The sequence below is a fragment of the Candidatus Poribacteria bacterium genome, assembly GCA_028820845.1.
In the GTDB taxonomy this organism is placed as follows: Bacteria; Poribacteria; WGA-4E; order WGA-4E; family WGA-3G; genus WGA-3G.
In genome coordinates this window covers 48,731-65,489 of sequence record JAPPII010000022.1, presented here as the reverse complement: position 1 = coordinate 65,489, position 16,759 = coordinate 48,731, and the positions used below count along the sequence as shown (strand labels likewise).

Annotated in this window: 18 protein-coding genes; 5 read left to right on the top strand and 13 right to left on the bottom strand. The window is 46.4% G+C overall.

The annotated features are described in order from the left end of the window. Positions 1 to 13: 13 nt before the first annotated feature. From OXN25_05610 to OXN25_05575, 8 genes are all read right to left on the bottom strand, one after another. A complete protein-coding gene (locus tag OXN25_05610) occupies positions 14 to 1,054 on the bottom strand; it encodes a hypothetical protein (protein ID MDE0424324.1) in 1,041 nt (346 codons plus the stop codon). A 26-nt stretch (positions 1,055 to 1,080) separates the two neighbouring features. Next, positions 1,081 to 3,039: a site-specific DNA-methyltransferase gene (locus OXN25_05605; GenBank protein MDE0424323.1), complete on the bottom strand. Its 1,959-nt coding sequence runs from the start codon at positions 3,037 to 3,039 to the stop codon at positions 1,081 to 1,083. 381 nt (positions 3,040 to 3,420) lie between these two features. Further along, positions 3,421 to 4,179: a glucose 1-dehydrogenase gene (locus OXN25_05600; GenBank protein MDE0424322.1), complete on the bottom strand. Its 759-nt coding sequence runs from the start codon at positions 4,177 to 4,179 to the stop codon at positions 3,421 to 3,423. A gap of 19 nt (positions 4,180 to 4,198) precedes the next feature. After that, positions 4,199 to 4,399 (bottom strand): hypothetical protein, encoded by a 201-nt coding sequence (locus OXN25_05595; protein MDE0424321.1) that lies wholly within the window; start codon positions 4,397 to 4,399, stop codon positions 4,199 to 4,201. Positions 4,400 to 4,495: 96 nt separating this feature from the next. Further along, the gene (locus OXN25_05590) at positions 4,496 to 5,257 is read right to left on the bottom strand and encodes an amino acid ABC transporter ATP-binding protein (protein ID MDE0424320.1); all 762 of its coding nucleotides are present in this window, start codon (positions 5,255 to 5,257) and stop codon (positions 4,496 to 4,498) included. A gap of 83 nt (positions 5,258 to 5,340) precedes the next feature. Further along, on the bottom strand, positions 5,341 to 6,537 hold the full coding sequence (locus tag OXN25_05585) for an amino acid ABC transporter permease (protein MDE0424319.1): 1,197 nt from the start codon (positions 6,535 to 6,537) through the stop codon (positions 5,341 to 5,343). A gap of 285 nt (positions 6,538 to 6,822) precedes the next feature. Then, positions 6,823 to 7,992 (bottom strand): ABC transporter permease subunit, encoded by a 1,170-nt coding sequence (locus OXN25_05580; GenBank protein MDE0424318.1) that lies wholly within the window; start codon positions 7,990 to 7,992, stop codon positions 6,823 to 6,825. A 161-nt stretch (positions 7,993 to 8,153) separates the two neighbouring features. After that, on the bottom strand, positions 8,154 to 9,119 hold the full coding sequence (locus OXN25_05575) for an amino acid ABC transporter substrate-binding protein (protein MDE0424317.1): 966 nt from the start codon (positions 9,117 to 9,119) through the stop codon (positions 8,154 to 8,156). Positions 9,120 to 9,610: 491 nt separating this feature from the next. Between OXN25_05575 and OXN25_05570 the strand changes: the two genes are divergently transcribed. Further along, the gene (locus OXN25_05570; protein MDE0424316.1) at positions 9,611 to 10,849 is read left to right on the top strand and encodes a tetratricopeptide repeat protein; all 1,239 of its coding nucleotides are present in this window, start codon (positions 9,611 to 9,613) and stop codon (positions 10,847 to 10,849) included. On the opposite strand, the gene OXN25_05565 is transcribed toward OXN25_05570, so the two are convergent. Next, positions 10,829 to 12,034, bottom strand: a complete 1,206-nt coding sequence (locus tag OXN25_05565; GenBank protein MDE0424315.1) for an aminotransferase class I/II-fold pyridoxal phosphate-dependent enzyme — start codon at positions 12,032 to 12,034, stop codon at positions 10,829 to 10,831. The genes OXN25_05570 and OXN25_05565 overlap by 21 nt on opposite strands. Further along, a complete protein-coding gene (locus OXN25_05560) occupies positions 12,035 to 12,565 on the bottom strand; it encodes a methylated-DNA--[protein]-cysteine S-methyltransferase (protein ID MDE0424314.1) in 531 nt (176 codons plus the stop codon). A 52-nt stretch (positions 12,566 to 12,617) separates the two neighbouring features. Between OXN25_05560 and OXN25_05555 the strand changes: the two genes are divergently transcribed. The 3 genes from OXN25_05555 to OXN25_05545 all read left to right on the top strand — a co-directional run bounded on the left by OXN25_05555 (position 12,618) and on the right by OXN25_05545 (position 14,521). After that, a complete protein-coding gene (locus tag OXN25_05555) occupies positions 12,618 to 13,016 on the top strand; it encodes an SCP2 sterol-binding domain-containing protein (GenBank protein MDE0424313.1) in 399 nt (132 codons plus the stop codon). A gap of 17 nt (positions 13,017 to 13,033) precedes the next feature. Next, positions 13,034 to 13,825: a phytanoyl-CoA dioxygenase family protein gene (locus tag OXN25_05550; GenBank protein MDE0424312.1), complete on the top strand. Its 792-nt coding sequence runs from the start codon at positions 13,034 to 13,036 to the stop codon at positions 13,823 to 13,825. Positions 13,826 to 14,092: 267 nt separating this feature from the next. After that, positions 14,093 to 14,521, top strand: a complete 429-nt coding sequence (locus OXN25_05545) for a VOC family protein (protein ID MDE0424311.1) — start codon at positions 14,093 to 14,095, stop codon at positions 14,519 to 14,521. 104 nt (positions 14,522 to 14,625) lie between these two features. On the opposite strand, the gene OXN25_05540 is transcribed toward OXN25_05545, so the two are convergent. The 3 genes from OXN25_05540 to OXN25_05530 form a co-directional block, all read right to left on the bottom strand. Beyond that, positions 14,626 to 15,327, bottom strand: coding sequence for a zinc metallopeptidase (locus OXN25_05540; GenBank protein MDE0424310.1), 702 nt, complete (start codon positions 15,325 to 15,327; stop codon positions 14,626 to 14,628). Between the two features lie 93 nt (positions 15,328 to 15,420). Next, on the bottom strand, positions 15,421 to 15,753 hold the full coding sequence (locus tag OXN25_05535; protein MDE0424309.1) for a helix-turn-helix transcriptional regulator: 333 nt from the start codon (positions 15,751 to 15,753) through the stop codon (positions 15,421 to 15,423). Further along, complete coding sequence (locus OXN25_05530; protein ID MDE0424308.1) at positions 15,750 to 16,109, bottom strand: type II toxin-antitoxin system RelE/ParE family toxin; 360 nt, start codon at positions 16,107 to 16,109, stop codon at positions 15,750 to 15,752. Before OXN25_05530 ends, OXN25_05535 begins: the two co-directional genes overlap by 4 nt. Before the next feature lie 94 nt (positions 16,110 to 16,203). On the opposite strand from OXN25_05530, the gene OXN25_05525 reads away from it, so the two are divergent. Beyond that, positions 16,204 to 16,758, top strand: coding sequence for a DUF488 domain-containing protein (locus tag OXN25_05525; GenBank protein ID MDE0424307.1), 555 nt, complete (start codon positions 16,204 to 16,206; stop codon positions 16,756 to 16,758). The last annotated feature ends 1 nt before the right edge of the window (position 16,759 follow it).

The following is a 16,759-nucleotide window of genomic DNA, read 5'->3' as shown; positions in this document are numbered from 1 at the left end:
TATCTTCCGGAGCTTAGGATGTCTTGGATTTTATCCATCTAGCAATAGGTATTTGCAATTTTCCGACAACGTTTGAGTTTGGATTGATCAATTTTTCATACAGACGTTTGGATTCATCTATTTCAGCCTTTTCTATCGTCATGGAATTTGCAGACGATAGACGTGTGAACGAAGTAGATAAGCGATCATGATTGATATTAAAAAGTTCATCTTCTGCCATATAACTCCAAGCCGTATCAATCTGAACTGCCGAATTGCAAGCCAAAGACAGTGCCTGACAGAATTTTTCATGGAAATCGGTCTCGTTAAAATTTGAAAATTCTCTACTTTTCACCTCAAACCGAAATCGAGCTTTTTGCATATCCCATTTATCTTCCCAGTTGGTCCCTGTTGTTGCCGGTAAGAAAGGGTTATGAAATATTGGGAATACAGAATAGTCAATAACAAGCAGTGTTTTTTTATAGAAATCTCGATTAGGATTGGGAAGTCCTCCCCAACAACGTGGAAGGTCCCTTGTCGAATTTGAAAGCGGAATAAGGCGAACTCCATCAAAAACTGGAATCTCTGCCGCTGAAGTTATTCCTGTAAGTAATACTACGGATTGAAAAGAACTGCCTATCTTCTTGGTGCATTTTTCAAAGTCAGATGCTGCTCTTTCAATTCCGCGAAAAATGGCAATTTTCAAAAGTTGCTGTAAAAAACTATTTAGAGAGTCACCGTCCGTTTGATTCCTTTTGTGTCCAGTCCTTCCCATATCATGACTGAATACAAAAATGGACGCGGAGAGGATTTTGTCTTCATGGATAAACGCATCTAATTCCACCTTTATGAATTCAAGAAACTTTGCTCTTATCTCTCCGCTAATGTCAACTGTAAAATGCTGTACAATCCATAGCGAATTTTCTGAATAGGATGACCAGGCTCGTTGTAAATGCCGTTTATACTTATCGAGAGTTATAGATAATCCATCGAATCCGCCATAAGATCGTAATTCCAAATTTTCCATTGCTTCATTTAGCAATTGCCTGAGTTCCTGCTTTCTTTCTTCAGTCATTTCATTATTTTCCTTCAATTCGCTATTTAGTTTGAATCTCCATAAAACGCCTTATTCAACGCCTTATCTGCCTCATTCACATCAAACGTCTCATCCGCTATTTCAGAGAAATGCACATACAATTGGTTCTTATCCAGCAGCTCCGCTAACAGTTGTTTCTGCTTTTCCAGGTCATCAATAGCAATAAAGTGTTCCTCTGCTTCCTCCGGTTTGTGAGGTTTGACATACCAATTCAGGACAGAATTTTTTGATATATCGTGCCATATATCTAAGAGTTCTTTGCTGGATTGTACGGACTGGATTCGCTCCATGAAAACTTCGTTGTAAGGCATTAGTTCGCATGAAAGAAAATTTTCGCTCAGCATACCTTGTTGTGCGATCACTTTCTCAAGCCGTTCCTTGCAAACTGTTATATGTTCTTCCAACTGCTCTACAAGAATAAATTGGCGGTTGCTTCCCTCAAGTTTATTAAGTTCTAAAACGGCATGTCCTGTTGTCCCTGAACCAGCGAAGAAATCAAGTACAATGTCTCCAGGATCCGTTGTGACTTTCACAATATCCACGATTGCATGCAACGATTTTGGGTATGAAAAAGATTTCTTTCCAAGAATATTTTCCAAAAGTTTTGTGCCATGTTGTGTTGCGTTATATTTTTTGTCGGTCCAAGCGGTTTTTGGACGCTCTCCTTCATAATCAATTATTCGCCGCTTAAAAAAGATTTGAATGTGCCCATCTTTATGCTTTTTAGCTACCACTTCGTTATTATCTATCTTTTCTTGTAAAGTTGAAGGTGAATTTGACCAAACCCATTCTATGCCGTTTTCTTTTGGAAGAACTTCATGATAGTTTCCCTCTTTTGTCAAAGAAATTTGCTTTAAGTCTTTGGAAACATAAATCGGATAAAATTGTTTGGGTCTATCTTCTCTGCGTGCGTTCCTCGTTTCACCCTTTCGCATCAAATTTTCTAGCTTGTATTTTGAAATTTCATCAGCAAGATTGTAAGTTTTTTCTGTTTTTTCGGACATCTCAAAGAAGTTTATCTTTGCAAGTTCTCTATTCTTAGCATAAATCACCATGAATTCGTTAGTCGTCGCGAAAAAATTGTTATTCGTCTTACCTGCCGGATGATGAACGATCGTCAGAACCGAAATGCGGTTTTCTCTTCCAAAAATCTCGTCTGCTAAAGTTCCCAAGTATAAGAGTTCATAGTTATCAATAGAAATTGCAATAAACCCATCATCCGTCAAGAATTGCTTTGCTACATCTAACCTGTTTTTCATGAAGGTGAGCCAACTGGAATGATTGAAAGTGTTGTTATAGGTAAAAATATTTGCTTCTCCACCTGTATTATACGGAGGATCAATATAGATCAATTTGACCTTGCCGCGGAGCTGCTCTTTGAGGCAATGGAGGGTGATGAGATTATTACCTTTGATGATAAGGTTCTCGCGGAGGGTACCATTTTCATCGCGTTTTATGTTTTTTTCTTCCTTTTCACCGTTAGCAGTGTGGCGTTTCCAGTTGGTGAGGACTTTTGGATCAAACATGCGGTTAATTTCGTCGGGTGCAAGGATTTCGTTGAAGAAAATCTCTTTGCGTTTTTCTTCTTCCCGCGTTTGGCCACCCTCCAAGACACAATCCTTGTAGGGCCAAACAAGTGCAACTTCGCCGCGTTCAGAGAGAAATTTCCCATCAATGTTCAAACCGATTTTGTTGCGAAACTGCGTATAAGAGTCGGCAAAGAAGTTTTTGTCAGTGATATAATCAACGAAGATATTATAATTGAAAATCCAACGTCCCTCGATTGCTGTGAAGAATTTGGCTTCAATCTCCTTATCGGTGAGAAGAAGCGTGATGAGTTCGGGATCGAGTTTCCAAGCGTGGTCTCTGACGTTTGCGCGGTGTAACACACCGGCTTCGTCCACAAAGTTGGGATTGGATTCAAGGAGTGTAATCAGTTTTTTGTCAAAATTTTCTTTTGACATAGGGACGTGTCCTTTCTTTGTCAAGATGCACTCAGACTGCACAAACTAAAGTTTGTGCTACGATCTCACAAACTTCCGATAGAATGTCCGCAGCGTGTTGTAAATAAAACGGATCAACTGCCGTATCAAGTACCACAAAAAGATCACTAAACAAAATGTAAGATATAAGATAGAGATATATACTATTCCGACACAAAGAATTTTGAGGGCGACTATGAAAAAATATAGTAGTGTGCTTTTTTCTATTGATTCAAGGGACACAGTGAAGACAAGGATAAACCCAAAACAGGCGACTATTAGTAAGAACAGGATTAAGAAAAATTTATCACCGGAAAAGGATTCCTTTTTTTCCACTTTATGCTGCCCTCTTTAAATCGATATCTAAATCGGAAACTGGTGATTGCCAGCGGTTAGCCCACCGTCAATAACAAAGACGGCTCCTGTTGCAAAATCGGCTTCATCGGAGGCGAGGAAGAGCGCAGCGTTGGCGATGTCAATGGGTTGCCCAACTCTCCCTAACGGATACCACGGCGTGATTTCGTCTAAGATTTGCGGGTTGCGTTCAATCATCGGCTCCCACACTTCGGTCTGAATTGTCCCGGGACAGATACAGTTGATACGGATGTTGTCTGGACCGTGCGCGACTGCCATAGAGCGGGTTAGTGCGATAACGCCGCCTTTCGCAGCAGAATAGGCGTGAATTGCCTGTAAACCGATAAGTCCGTTGACTGAGGCGATGTTGACAATGCTACCCTCTCCACCTTTTTGCATGACAGGAATGACGGCGTTGGAACAGTGGCTGGTGCCTCGGAGGGCGACTGCCAAATTTGCTTCCCAGTTGTTGTTGAGGACATCGGCTGTGGAACAGATGGCGTTGTTCACAAGGATGTCAACTGCACTGTAAGCATCAAGAGTCTCAGCAACGAGTCTTTCTGCATGAGTAGCATCAGAGACATCGGCGTTGATAAATAGTGCCTCGCCGCCTGCATCGGTTATGGTAGAAACGGTTGACGCTCCAGTGGCATCGTTTATATCATTAACGACGACTTTGGCTCCTTCTTCAGCAAACCGAAGGGCGACTGCTCTGCCGATACCGCGCCCAGCTCCTGTGACAATGGCAATTTTGTTATTCAATCGCATAAGGAGGCATCTCATCTATCTATCGGATACTCTGAATTAACTGGATATTACGGCGGAGTACTTCGTTAACGAGTTCTCCAACGTCCTTTCCTTTAGCATCGGCGAGATGACGCATAAACTCATCAACATCTTTTTCTAAATAGATAGGAAGTTGGAAAACGGCATCTGCTCTATAGAACTTACCGCGTTCACCTTTTGAAAAATCGTATTCTGCTTTCATTGGTTAAATTCCTCATATTGTTTGGTTTCTGTTTTGCTTTTCTTTCTCAACATCCCATTCAAAACTATATCGCAACTTTGACTCCTAGGCTAAACTCTAATGCTGCAGCGTTTGTGAGATGAAAAGCTTAGTGCGTTCGTGCTGTGGGTTATCAAAGAAATCTGCGGGTGCTGCCTCTTCAACGATTAATCCCTCATCGAAAAAGAGGACGCGGTCAGCGACTTCACGGGCAAAACCCATCTCATGGGTAACAACAAGCATCGTCATACCAGAGTGCGCTAACTCACGCATCACATCAAGGACTTCCGTAATCATTTCTGGGTCAAGTGCACTCGTCGGTTCGTCAAATAGCATAATCTTGGGTTCCATGGCTAAGGCTCTTGCGATTGCGACGCGCTGTTGTTGTCCACCCGAAATTTCTGCGGGGTACTTGTCCGCTTGGTCTGCAATATCCACACGTTCTAAGAGTGCCAAAGCTTGCGATTCTGCTTCGCTTTTCGGTATCTTTCTGACTCGGATGGGACCTAATGTTATATTCTGCAGATTTGTCAGGTGCGGAAACAGGTTGAATTGCTGAAAGACCATTCCGACTTCCCGGCGGATGAGATCGATATTCCGGAGGTCATTGGTGAGTTCAATTCCATCAACGACAATTTTGCCGCGTTGATGTTCCTCAAGTCGGTTCAGCGTCCTGATGAACGTGGACTTCCCTGAACCGGAGGGACCACAGATCACGGCTCGCTCGCCTTTTTGGAACGAGGTCGTAACGCCTTTGAGGACATGGAAATCGTCAAACCATTTGTGTACATCCTCGCATACAATAATAGGGTCGTTTGTTGCGTTTTCAAGAGTAGCCATTTTTTTTAATCCGTTGTGATATCGGGGTTCAAACCCCGCTTACAGTGTATTGCAGAAAATCGGGCGGGGCAACCCCGCCCCTACTACAAGTTTTTTCCAACACCGAGTGCTTCTTCAACTTTTTGGCTGACATACGACATTGAATAACTAAAAACAAAATAGATGACGGCAACGAAGATATATACCTCGGCTTGCAATCCGAGCCAATCTGGGTTTGCGATAACGCTTTTCGCAATGCCCAAGAGATCGAGTAACCCGACGATGGTAACGAGCGATGTATCCTTGAAGAGTGCTATGAATTGCCCAACAATCGCGGGTATCACAGAACGAAGTGCTTGTGGCAAAACGATAAACAGCATCGTCAGCGGATAGTTGAGTCCAACTGCTTGTGCGGCTTCATATTGTCCCCTCGGAATCGCTTGAAGTCCGCCCCGGACGTTCTCCGCCATGTAAGCCGCAGAGAAAAGTGTTATCCCAAGCATCGCTCGCAGGACTTTATCAAGGCGGATATTGTCAGGCATAAAAATCGGGATCACGACCTGCGCCATAAACAAGATTGTGATTAAGGGTACGCCACGGACTATCTCAATATAGGCGGTTGAAACCCATTTGACAACGGGTAAAGAGCTCCGTCTTCCGAGTGCAAGTAGGACACCGAGCGGAAAACAGAAACAGATACCGACAGCAGCGAGAATCAGCGTCAGCAGCAGTCCACCCCAATTTGTTGTGAGGACAACATTCTCGCCGAAACCGTGTAGCATTATGAGGGTCCACGGAAAAGAGAATAACCATCCAATGAGGACCCAGCGGCGGATTTTTGGAAATAAGCTTTGACTACGGCTCCCAAGAAATAGAAAGACTGCGAGCAGGACGACCGCGCCGAGTATCCATCCACGCGTCGCCCAACCAAAGGTTGGTATACCCATCGATAGAAGTGCGATTATGACCCCAACGCCTCCGATGCCGACAGCAAACCTGAGTGTTAATCCGCCCCAAATTCCGCCGCTTAACCCTGCTAAGGCACACACCGTATAAAGGACAATCCAAACGCGCCAGACTTGGGCTATAGGATAGGCACCGATCGCAAAAAGTTGCAGATTCGCCGGAATAACGCCCCATTTTGCGTCCGTGAATGCCCACACCAAAATGCCCTTCAAAAGGAGGTATACACAACCCAGAGCGACAAGGGTTAAGAGCGTGTTGTACCATGTGCTAAAGAGATTTTCTTTTAGCCACGCCGAAACACCTATTGTACGCTTGGGAGGTCTAATTTCTTCCATAAGTTCTACTTCAGTCTCTATAGACATTATCCAGTACGGTTAGATTAAATAAATATTTCGGTAGTGTCCGGTGCGGTTAGAATGCACGTCGCATGAATCAGAATCAGAATCAACGGTATGAATGCCGCATGGCATTCCCCGGGTATTCATGCCTTATGGGCATTCACCGGGTATGAAGCCCGTGTGGGCTTCAGAATCAACGGTATTCATGCCGTGTGGCATGAACCGGGGGCGGGTACGCCGCAAAACCGCACCTACCGAGAGAGGGCATATTTAGGTTTTCAATTATCGTCTAACACGGTTAATCCAGCGATTGTACCAATTCATAGCCGCCGATGTCGTCAAGCTCATAATCAAATAACTTACCATAATCATCGCAAACACAGGTATGGATTGCCCTGTTTGGAGCATCATCGTGTTCCCAATGCTGAAGACATCTGGAAAACCGATAGCAATCGCTAAACTCGAGTTTTTGGTGAGGTTGAGATACTGACTTGTGAGGGGCGGCACGATAATCGGGACAGCTTGCGGTAGAACAACTAACTGCAGGGTTTGTGCTTCACTTAGTCCGACGGCTTTCGCAGCCTCGCGTTGCCCTTTCACGACGGCTTGTATGCCACTTCTCACCACTTCAGCGATGAACGCCCCCGTATAAACAGAAAGCCCGATTAAAAGTGCGGAGAATTCAGGGGATAAACTGATGCCACCAACGAAGTTAAAACCTCTCAAAACAGGCGGGTCGAGTCTGAACGGCTTTTCTGGTGTCAGAAGCCATCCGAGTAATGCGATGATTAGGAAAGCAGGTAGTGCCCACTTGGCACGAAACCCAGGAAGTTCAAGTTGGCGAAGTTGTCTCGCACGTAGTACATAGAGAATTGCAGCTACGATAAGACCTGCAAGCAGATAGACACTCCATACCTTGAAACCCGAAGTCGGTTCAGGTGAAGGGAGGTAGACCCCGCGCTGGTTAATGAAAACATCTCCAAAGAGTGAAATACTGTCTCGAACTCTCGGCAGTTGAAGGATGACGGCAGTGTACCAGAACAGTATCTGGAGTAGCAGCGGAACGTTTCGGAAACATTCGACGTAGACAGCAGCGACAGTTCGGATGAGCCAATTGCTCGAAAGGCGAGCGATACCAACAATGAGTCCGAGAATTGTTGCACACACAATCCCTATGAGACTCACTTTTAGGGTGTTCACCACTCCCACCCAAAACGCCTTAAGATAGGTATCTGAAGGGTCGTACTCAATCCCTTCAGAAATATCAAACCCGGCTTCGTTCTTCAGAAATTCGAGATTGAGCGTTAACCCAAGGTTGTTCAATCCCCTAAGCATATTCATGTAGAGGATACCCGCTAAGAGAAGAACACCAATGAGAAAAAGGACTTGGAGTAGCACGCGCAGGACGCGAACATCTCGCCAGAAAGGAATTGTCGTAGAATTTAGTGCCATTTTTTAATAGTCGTCAGTCGTCAGTCGTCAGCAGTCAGTGGCTCATCGTGGTAGTTGTCAACACTTTCACCTGCCACAACGCTCTTTGACTGTCAATTGGCTGCTGACAACCGATAGTCATTGAAACATTTACCTCAGTCTGCCGTATAGTGGTGTTTCCGCTATCGGAACGGCATGGCGTAGAGGAGTCCACCTTGCGTCCACGGTTTATTGACCCCGCGGGGTAGACCGAGTGGTGTGAGGTTGCGTTCAAAGATCTCACCGTAGTTGCCGACAGCAGAAACGACTTGATGCGCCCAATCTTTCGACAAACCGAGTTTTTCTCCGATATCGCCGGTTTTGCCTAAGAACCGTTGGATTTCGGGGTTCTGGGTTTCAAAGGTACTGGCGTTGGCTTGTGTAATGCCGTGTTCTTCAGCGAAAAAGGTGGCGTAAACCGTCCAACTCACGACATCGTTCCACTTATTATCACCATGGACGGTAACAGGTCCGAGGGGTTCCTTTGAGATGGTCGCCTCAAGTATAATATGCGCCTCTGGATCTTTGAGCACTTGGCGACGTGCGACCAACTGCGATTTATCAGAGGTTACCACGTCACACCGTCCCTGTTCGTAACTGTTGTAGAGCGTATCAATTTCTTCAAAAACAACAGGATTGAAATCGACACCCAAAGCCCGCATTGTGTCCGTTAAATTTAGCTCGGTGGTGCTACCCGCCGTTACACCGATACTTGCGCCTGCCAATTCCTCTAAGGAGGTGATACCGAGTTCTTTCGGCAGCATAAATCCCTGTCCATCATAAAAGGTTGGGGGCGCGAAATCGGCACCGACTTGGGTGTCGCGCGTAAGCGTCCACGTTGTATTTCGGATGAGGACATCTATCTCGCCTGTCTGTAAGGCGGGAAAACGCTCGGGTGCTTTCAGTGGAACAAATTCTACCTTGCTCGGATCACCGAGTACAGCAGCAGCAATCGCTCTCCCATAGTCTACATCAAAGCCGGTCCACTCACCATTTTCATTGAGGAATCCAAAGCCAGGCAGGCTACCGTGTACCCCACAAATTAGCCGTCCCCTGTTTTTTACTCTGTCCAGAACTCCCTCTTCGCTGCTCGCGAGCAATGGGATCATCAATGAAGTCACTAAAATTAATGCGGAAACGCGAAACAAAAATTTGCGCACAAAAAAATCCTCTCTTTTTGGTGTGCCCCTATCGCAGAGGTCGTTGTAAGGAAATATGTTGATTAAGGTTTTTTATTTTCATTCGATACATCTTTATACATTTTATCAAACCGTGGTTATGCTGTCAAGGGAATTAAGTCTGCAAGTCTGCCCTATTTGGTGCAGTAATTTCTGGTTCATTTTGCAAAGTGTTCTGTTCAATGCTTTTCAGAGCGGCACAAAATTTGCTACACTAAACTATACTTGACATATTTCAAAAACCTTGCTAACATAAGTTATAGTAGATTTTAGGATTAATTTCACACTTCGCATCGGTGCGGTTAGAAACCGCACCTACCAGGGGTGTGCGGTTAGAAACCGCACCTACCAGGGGTGTTTGAGAATGTAAATGTATTTACGGAATCTACTATAAAATAAATACTTGGTCGAGGAGAACAGAGATGAAACAGTTCATAATCGCAGAAATTTGTATTATTGTCGCCCTTGCTGGCGGATTCTGGTTGGGACGCGTCACGAACAAGAGTGAAAGTTATGCCCACTATTATGACAACGCCGACAAAGCATGGACAGAAGCACAGACACTCGACAATCCTCCGATAACATTAGATGAGCCAGACAAAAACCGTTTGCGGAAAGTTCGCGCTGCCTATCGTGAAGTTTTTGAGAAATACCCGGACAGCCTCTGGGCAGATGATGCTATCTACCAACTCGCCTCCCGTATCCCACGTACAGATGAAGAGGCTTTTGCCCTCTTTCGTCGCATCATCAACAATTATCCGGATAGCGAGTTAGCGGACGATTCGATGTACGCGATTGCCTTTGCCTCTTACCAGATTGCGGAGGAGTTAAAACGGACAGGGACGCTGGAATCGCTCGCAGCATACTACGATCGCGCACTGACACTTTACAATCAATTAATCACGGCGTATCCGGGGAGTGAACTGTCGGAGCAGGCGCAGTTTAACACAGCGATGTGCTACTACGGTAAAGGTGAATTGAATATTGCGCTTGCACAGCTGGATGCGCTTCGTGAACCCTTTAGCGATAGTCCGCTCCTCTACCAGATTCTGTACGTTACTGGCGAAATTTATCTCAAGAAGCAAGAATACGAAAATGCACGCGTGGAATTCACAAACGTCGTTGATTCCGGTGATCCTACCTTGGCACCACTTGCGAGTTTCGGTATCGCGCAGACCTATCTCGCGGAAGGTAAATATGAGGAGGCGGTAGCAGCCTATCAAACGGTTATCGATTTGTACCCAGATTCAAAAGCTGGGCAAGATGCTCACTTCTATAGGGGATGGGCTTATGAAAGACTCGGCAAGTATGACGAAGCTATTGCCCAACTTGAAACAGCGATCGATTTGTATCCTCGCAACGAAAACACTGCGAACTCACAAATTTACATTGGGCAAATCGCCTACGCTAACCAAGATATGGCGAGTGCTATTGAGGCGTATCAAAAGGTCGCTGATAACAGTACATACGATTACGACAACCGCCGACAAGCGCAATATTGGGTTGGCAAAATCTACGAAGACAACGGCGATACGGAGTTAGCGGTCGAGGCATATCGGAAATTGCTCACCGAGTTTTCGGAACCGCATAAAGAAGGCGCACATCCTTCAAACAGTATCAGCGAAACGTATATTCAGAACCTAAGAGGTACAGGACTCTAAGGCTTGCTCAAAGTCTGCGAGGATATCCTCAATATCTTCCAGCCCAATAGAAATTCTGACCAAGCCGTCTGTAATGCCGGTGCGGTGTCTAATTTTCGCGGGTACATGTGAATGCGTTGTTGAGGCAGGATGGCAAATGAGGGTGCGTACGTCTCCCAAACTGACTGCGAGTGAGCAGAGTTGAAGTCGATCTACAAGGCTTTCACCAGCAGCGTGTCCACCTTTTAGTTCCATCGTTATCATACCACCGAAGGCATCCATTTGATACTTGGCGAGTTCGTGCTGTGGGTGGCTGGGCAGACCGGGATAACGGACCCATGCCACCGCAGGGTGCGCCTCAAGGAACGCCGCGACGCGTCCAGCATTTTCACAGTGTCGTGTATAGCGTAACGGTAGCGTCGCGATGCCATGCAGCGTTAGCCAGGCATTGAACGGACTGATAGCTGCTCCAAAGTTGCGCAACGCGCCTTCTTTAGCACGCGTAATGAACGTCTTTTCTCCGACAATCGCACCGGCGATAACTGCCCCGTTGCCGCTCAGATACTTTGTCATGCTATGAACGACGACATCGATACCGAGTGGAATCGGTTGCTGTCCGCACGGCGTTGAAAATGTATTGTCAATAATTGAGGTTACGCCGTGCGCTTTCGCGATCTCGGCAGCCTTCCGCAAGTCAACCAGTTTTAAGAGTGGATTTGTCGGACTTTCAAGATAGAGAACCTTTGTATCCGTTCTGATGGCGTGCTCAATTTGCGTCGGGTCTGTGGCATCAACAAATGTTGTTTCAACCCCGAACCGTCGAAGGTCTTCATTGAGGATTTGGAACGTAGCGGAATAGAGGTTTTCCATAGCGACCACATGCCCATCCTCAGCCAAAGCAGTAAGCAGGGCAACGCTGATTGCCCCCATCCCGGACGCTGTTGCGAGTGCGGCTTCACCCGCCTCAAGGACAGCGAGTTTCTTTTCTAATATCTCCTGCGTCGGATTGCCCCAACGGGTGTAGACGTAACCGCTTTCTTCATCTCGGAATGCCTCTGCACATTCAGCGGCAGTTGCGAACCGGAACGTGCTGTTTTGATAGATCGGTGGTAACAACGGGGTTCCACTTTTTTCGGCGGTGTCTTTCGACGTTTCACCTGCATGGATGGCTTGGGTTGTTTTACCGAAATTTTTCTGAGATGTCATTCAAGAAAACTCCTTTTGATAACCTTCAAGTGCCAACAATTGGCGTTTCCGTTCTATACCACCGCCGTAGCCCCCCAATGTCCCGTCACTTCTAATGACCCGATGACACGGTATAAAAATAGAAACAGCATTTGCCCCGACCGCACTGCCGACAGCCCTCACAGCCTTGGGGTTACCTATCTTTTCGGCGATCCATCTGTAGCTGCGTACCTCTCCATGAGGGATCTGTCGGATAGCATCCCAGACCTCGTTCTGAAAGTGAGTGCCGCCCTCTACTCGGACCGGGAGCGTGGCGGTATCAAACGGTTGACCCGCAAAATATCGGTCAAGCAGCACCTCCATACGAGTCAGCACAGGATACTGAACTCGAAGGTGGGAGGGTTCATCGAATGGAAAGCCATCCGTAAAGAAAAGATGCGAAATGTGATCCCGATCCGCTGCAACTATACCGATACATCCGATTGGAGACGCGTAGGCAATAGCCCGCGAAACAAAGTCATTCTGTTCAGGAAGTGTTTTCAATGGATTCATTTTTTTTAATTTGACCTCCAGTCTGTTATTATGTTATGTTATAGCGTAAATTATGGCTATATTTGAAGCACCTGACCAGCTTTACAGTTACATCAGCGAACTCTTTGAAGAAATCGCCACGCTTCCAGAAGCACAAGCGGCACTCAAGTCGTTGAACCTGCGTGTTCAGTTCAACTACACCCAACCCGACTGTACACTGACGCTAACGGCAGCGAATGGCGAATGGACAATTGCTCGCGGTATCGGCGAAGATACTGACCCAGATATTGAACTCACGATGACAGGCGACGTTGCCTACAAATTTTGGACAGGTAAACTCAATGTCATGGGTGCGCTAATGACCCGTGAGATTGGCGTTATCGGTTCGCTTGGCAAAGTCATGCGACTCGAACCTCTCATTAAAACAGCAGTCCGTTATAACCGTGAACGAGAAACCGGTTACGATTCATAACGCGCAAGGAGATTTCAATGGAAACTGACACCCTATTAGAGACGATCAAACCTCACGTTACACAGTTACGGGAAGAAGGCTGGTGTGTCTTGGAGAACGTTATTCCCACCGATGTTGTTGACGCAGTCCGTGAAGAGGTCGAAACATCAGAGACTGATTATAACGAATTCAGCAAAGACAACGGCAGATGGGAACGCAATGTTATCAGTTTTATGCCGAAATTTGCCGAACATCTCGCGAATGCGCGGCTCCTCACTGTTATTCAACAGTTGTTGGGACCGCAAGTACGGATATCTCAAACGGAATACAAGATTCGTCCACCCCACTATGAATTGGTGCGTGCGTATCACTCCGATTTTCCTTATGATCTGAACCAGAAATGGCACATTCCACAACCGTTTCCGAGTGCTGTTATTGGCATTACAACGCTCTGGATGCTCTCGGATTTCACGACGGAAAACGGCGGCACATGGATTGTTCCGAAAACGCATATAGACCTTCGGAATCCGAGAGGCAAAGCAGACGGTATTGGCGACCGAAACCCTCTTGATGGTGAATTGCAAGCCACTGGTGGTGCGGGCAGTGTCCTTATTATGGATAGCCGGATTTGGCACTCTAACGCAGAAAATCCGAGCGCGGGTAAACGGACGGCTGTCGTTGTTAGATACGCACCGTGGTGGCTCAATTTGGAACTCTTCGGTGTGAACACGGCAACGATTCCGGGTGAGACATTCGATAAACTACCGGATGACGTTAAGCTTCTCTACGAACACCGCGCAGAAAACCGTGAACCGACTGTCTGGGTTTAATGGCCTGAACCAGGATTTACAGGATTATAGGATTTTCGAGATTGTAGTCCTTCGTCAAATTTGACCTTGAAGGTGGGTTTGTAGTCGTGCGATTTTGCGGCGTACTCGACCCGGTTCAGGTTTCCCTAAGGCATGAATACCGTTGATTCATGCGACGTGCATTATCGCACGTCCATAAGTCAATAACGGGCAATGAATTGCCCTACTACGAGCGGAGTTCACATTCCAGAAACCGTCCAAACTAAAGTAAAAAAAGGATAATTTCTCATGTCAACAACACTTGTACACATTGGTGTCCGCACGACGGACTTGGAAAAGAGCATCCGCTTCTGGCGCGATGCCCTCGGCTTGCGTGTCTTTTCAACGATGAACGGCTGCTACGATCTCACGGATGGTTACCATAACTTCCGTGTCTTTCAGCACGGCGGTCCTGACCGTCCGAAGCATGTCGGCGGTATGTTGGACTATCTACATATCGGAGTGCGTGTCCCGAATTTGCGAGAGGCGGCAGCGCGGTGTGAAGACCTCGGTTTTGAGATTACCTGGGAAGGTTTAGACGGCAGTAAACCTTACGATCCGAACTCGGACGATCTCCCTTCAGTCGCTTTCAAGGTGGAAGACCCAGACGGCATTGTCGTTGATATTACGGAGCAAGACGACCAGTGGCCAGGGGTCGATATTGCGAGCAAAAGTTGAATGGCTGTCGGGTTTGGTTGGAAGGCTGGAAGAGAGGAAGGTTGGGTATCCAATCTTCCATTTCCGACGCTTCCGCTCTTCCTACTCCTTCCAACAACTTCTACTTACTCATCCCCGCCACCTAAAACCCCTAACCGAAACAGGTAATAGACGAGTGTTAGGAGACTTGTCACTGCTGCAGCGACGTAGGTCAAGAACGCTGCATTTAGGACTTTGCTGGCATGGCGACTTTCTTCAGGTGAAAGCATTCCGGCTTCATCTATTGCAATCCTGGCGCGTCTGCTTGCGTCCCATTCAACGGGAAGCGTGACCAAAGAAAAAACAACACCCACTGTAAAGAGTCCAACACCTATGAGTATCAAACCAGCCATCTGGAGGAAGAACCCTGCTATCATTACGATATAGGCAAAGGTTGAGCTGAAGTTCGTCGCAGGCACGAGGGCACTGCGCAAGCTTAGCATCGCATAACCGTGTGCGTCCTGCATGGCATGTCCGGCTTCATGGCAGGCGACTCCTATCGCGGAGAGCGACTGGCTTGAATAGACATCTTCGGAGAGTCGCAATGTTTTCTCGCGTGGATCGTAATGGTCGCTTAAAAAACCCTGTGCGCGTTCAATCCGCACACCGCTGATGCCGTGTTTATTCAGCATGAGTTGGGCGGCTTGCGCTCCTGTTAACCCGCTCCGTGAACCGACTTGTGAATATTTTGAGAAAGTTCTTTTTGTGCGAAACGTTGCGTATAGGGACAACGCGAGCCCTGGGGCGAGGAATACGAAATACAATGGGTCAAAGAAACCCCAAAACATGATATATACCTCCAAATTGTGTTTTTATTTATTCGTTAAATGTGAGTTTGATTAAGGGAATTATACAAGATATTTTTTAGCAATGTTTCTGTTCTAAACAGCAACCACCCGCTGTTGTCCTTCTTTACCTTCTGAAGGAATAATGCGAATCTCAATATCTCGATTCAATCGATTAAGAAACGCCATCAATCGTTCAACGCTGTAGTCAGAAAGTTTAGCGGTTTTAAGGCGAGAAATTTCAGGGCGTTTAACGCCAAGTAGCTTCGCTGCCTCTACCTGAGTTAGTTTACGTTCTTCCAGAATGCGGAAAATCTCTGTTCCTAACTGTGCTTTTAGGAGTTCTTTCTCCGCAACCTCATCAGAAAAACCCAAATCCTTGAAAATATTCCCGCTGCCTTCTTCAACCTTAATTCTATTGCTCATCATTCTTTCTCCATTTCCTTCGCTCGTCTTAATCTCCGTTTAATCAGGTCAATTTCCTTCTTCGGTGTCCTAATCCCACGTTTTGATTTCTTTTGAAAACAATGCAGGACATACAGGCTTCGACCAATTTTGAGAGTGTAAACCGCTCGGTAAGTGTCTGTACCATAGTTATCAACAATTTCAAACACTCCGGATTCTATACCTATCATCGGTTTCGCTGACGGAGGGATTTCGCCAATCTGCACACGATACAGGGCGTGCCCAATATCCTTACGCACCGGTTCTGGAAAAGCCTGTAATCGTTCTTTTGAATCACCAACCCACCGAACGTTTCTGGGTGTCGTTAGTTCTTGAGGCATACCTTATTATAACTGATTAACGATATTTTGGCAAGTTCAAAAATGGAAACATTCGATTGCTTTTTCGGGGAGTCTGTGATACTATATAGGCATCATGGAAAAACCATCTACTCACATTCCAATTTATACAATCGGCTATGGCAGCCGTTCGATGGAGGAACTCATCGAACTGCTACACACGCATAAGATCGCTTATCTCATCGATGTCCGCTCGGCACCTTACTCTCGTTACAAACCGGAATTCTCGAAAGCACCCCTGGCGAATAAAATGGAACAGCACGGCATTCGCTACGTGTTTATGGGAGACACACTCGGGGGCAGACCGGACGATGAAACGTGCTACGTCAACGGTCAAGTCGATTACGAAAAGGTTAAAGCCACGGCATCCTATCAGCGCGGTATCGAACGCCTTCGGACTGCCTTCTCGCAGCAAAACTCTATTGTCCTGATGTGTAGTGAGGGGAAGCCGGAAGAGTGTCACCGTTGTAAACTCATTGGTGCAACCCTCACGAATGAGAATATCACTGTCATGCATATCGACGAAAATGGGGAACCCCTGACACAGGCGCAAGTTGTTGAGCGGCTGACAAGGGGGCAATTGTCGATGTTTGGTGAAGAGACGTTTCATTCTCGAAAAAAATACTCGTAAT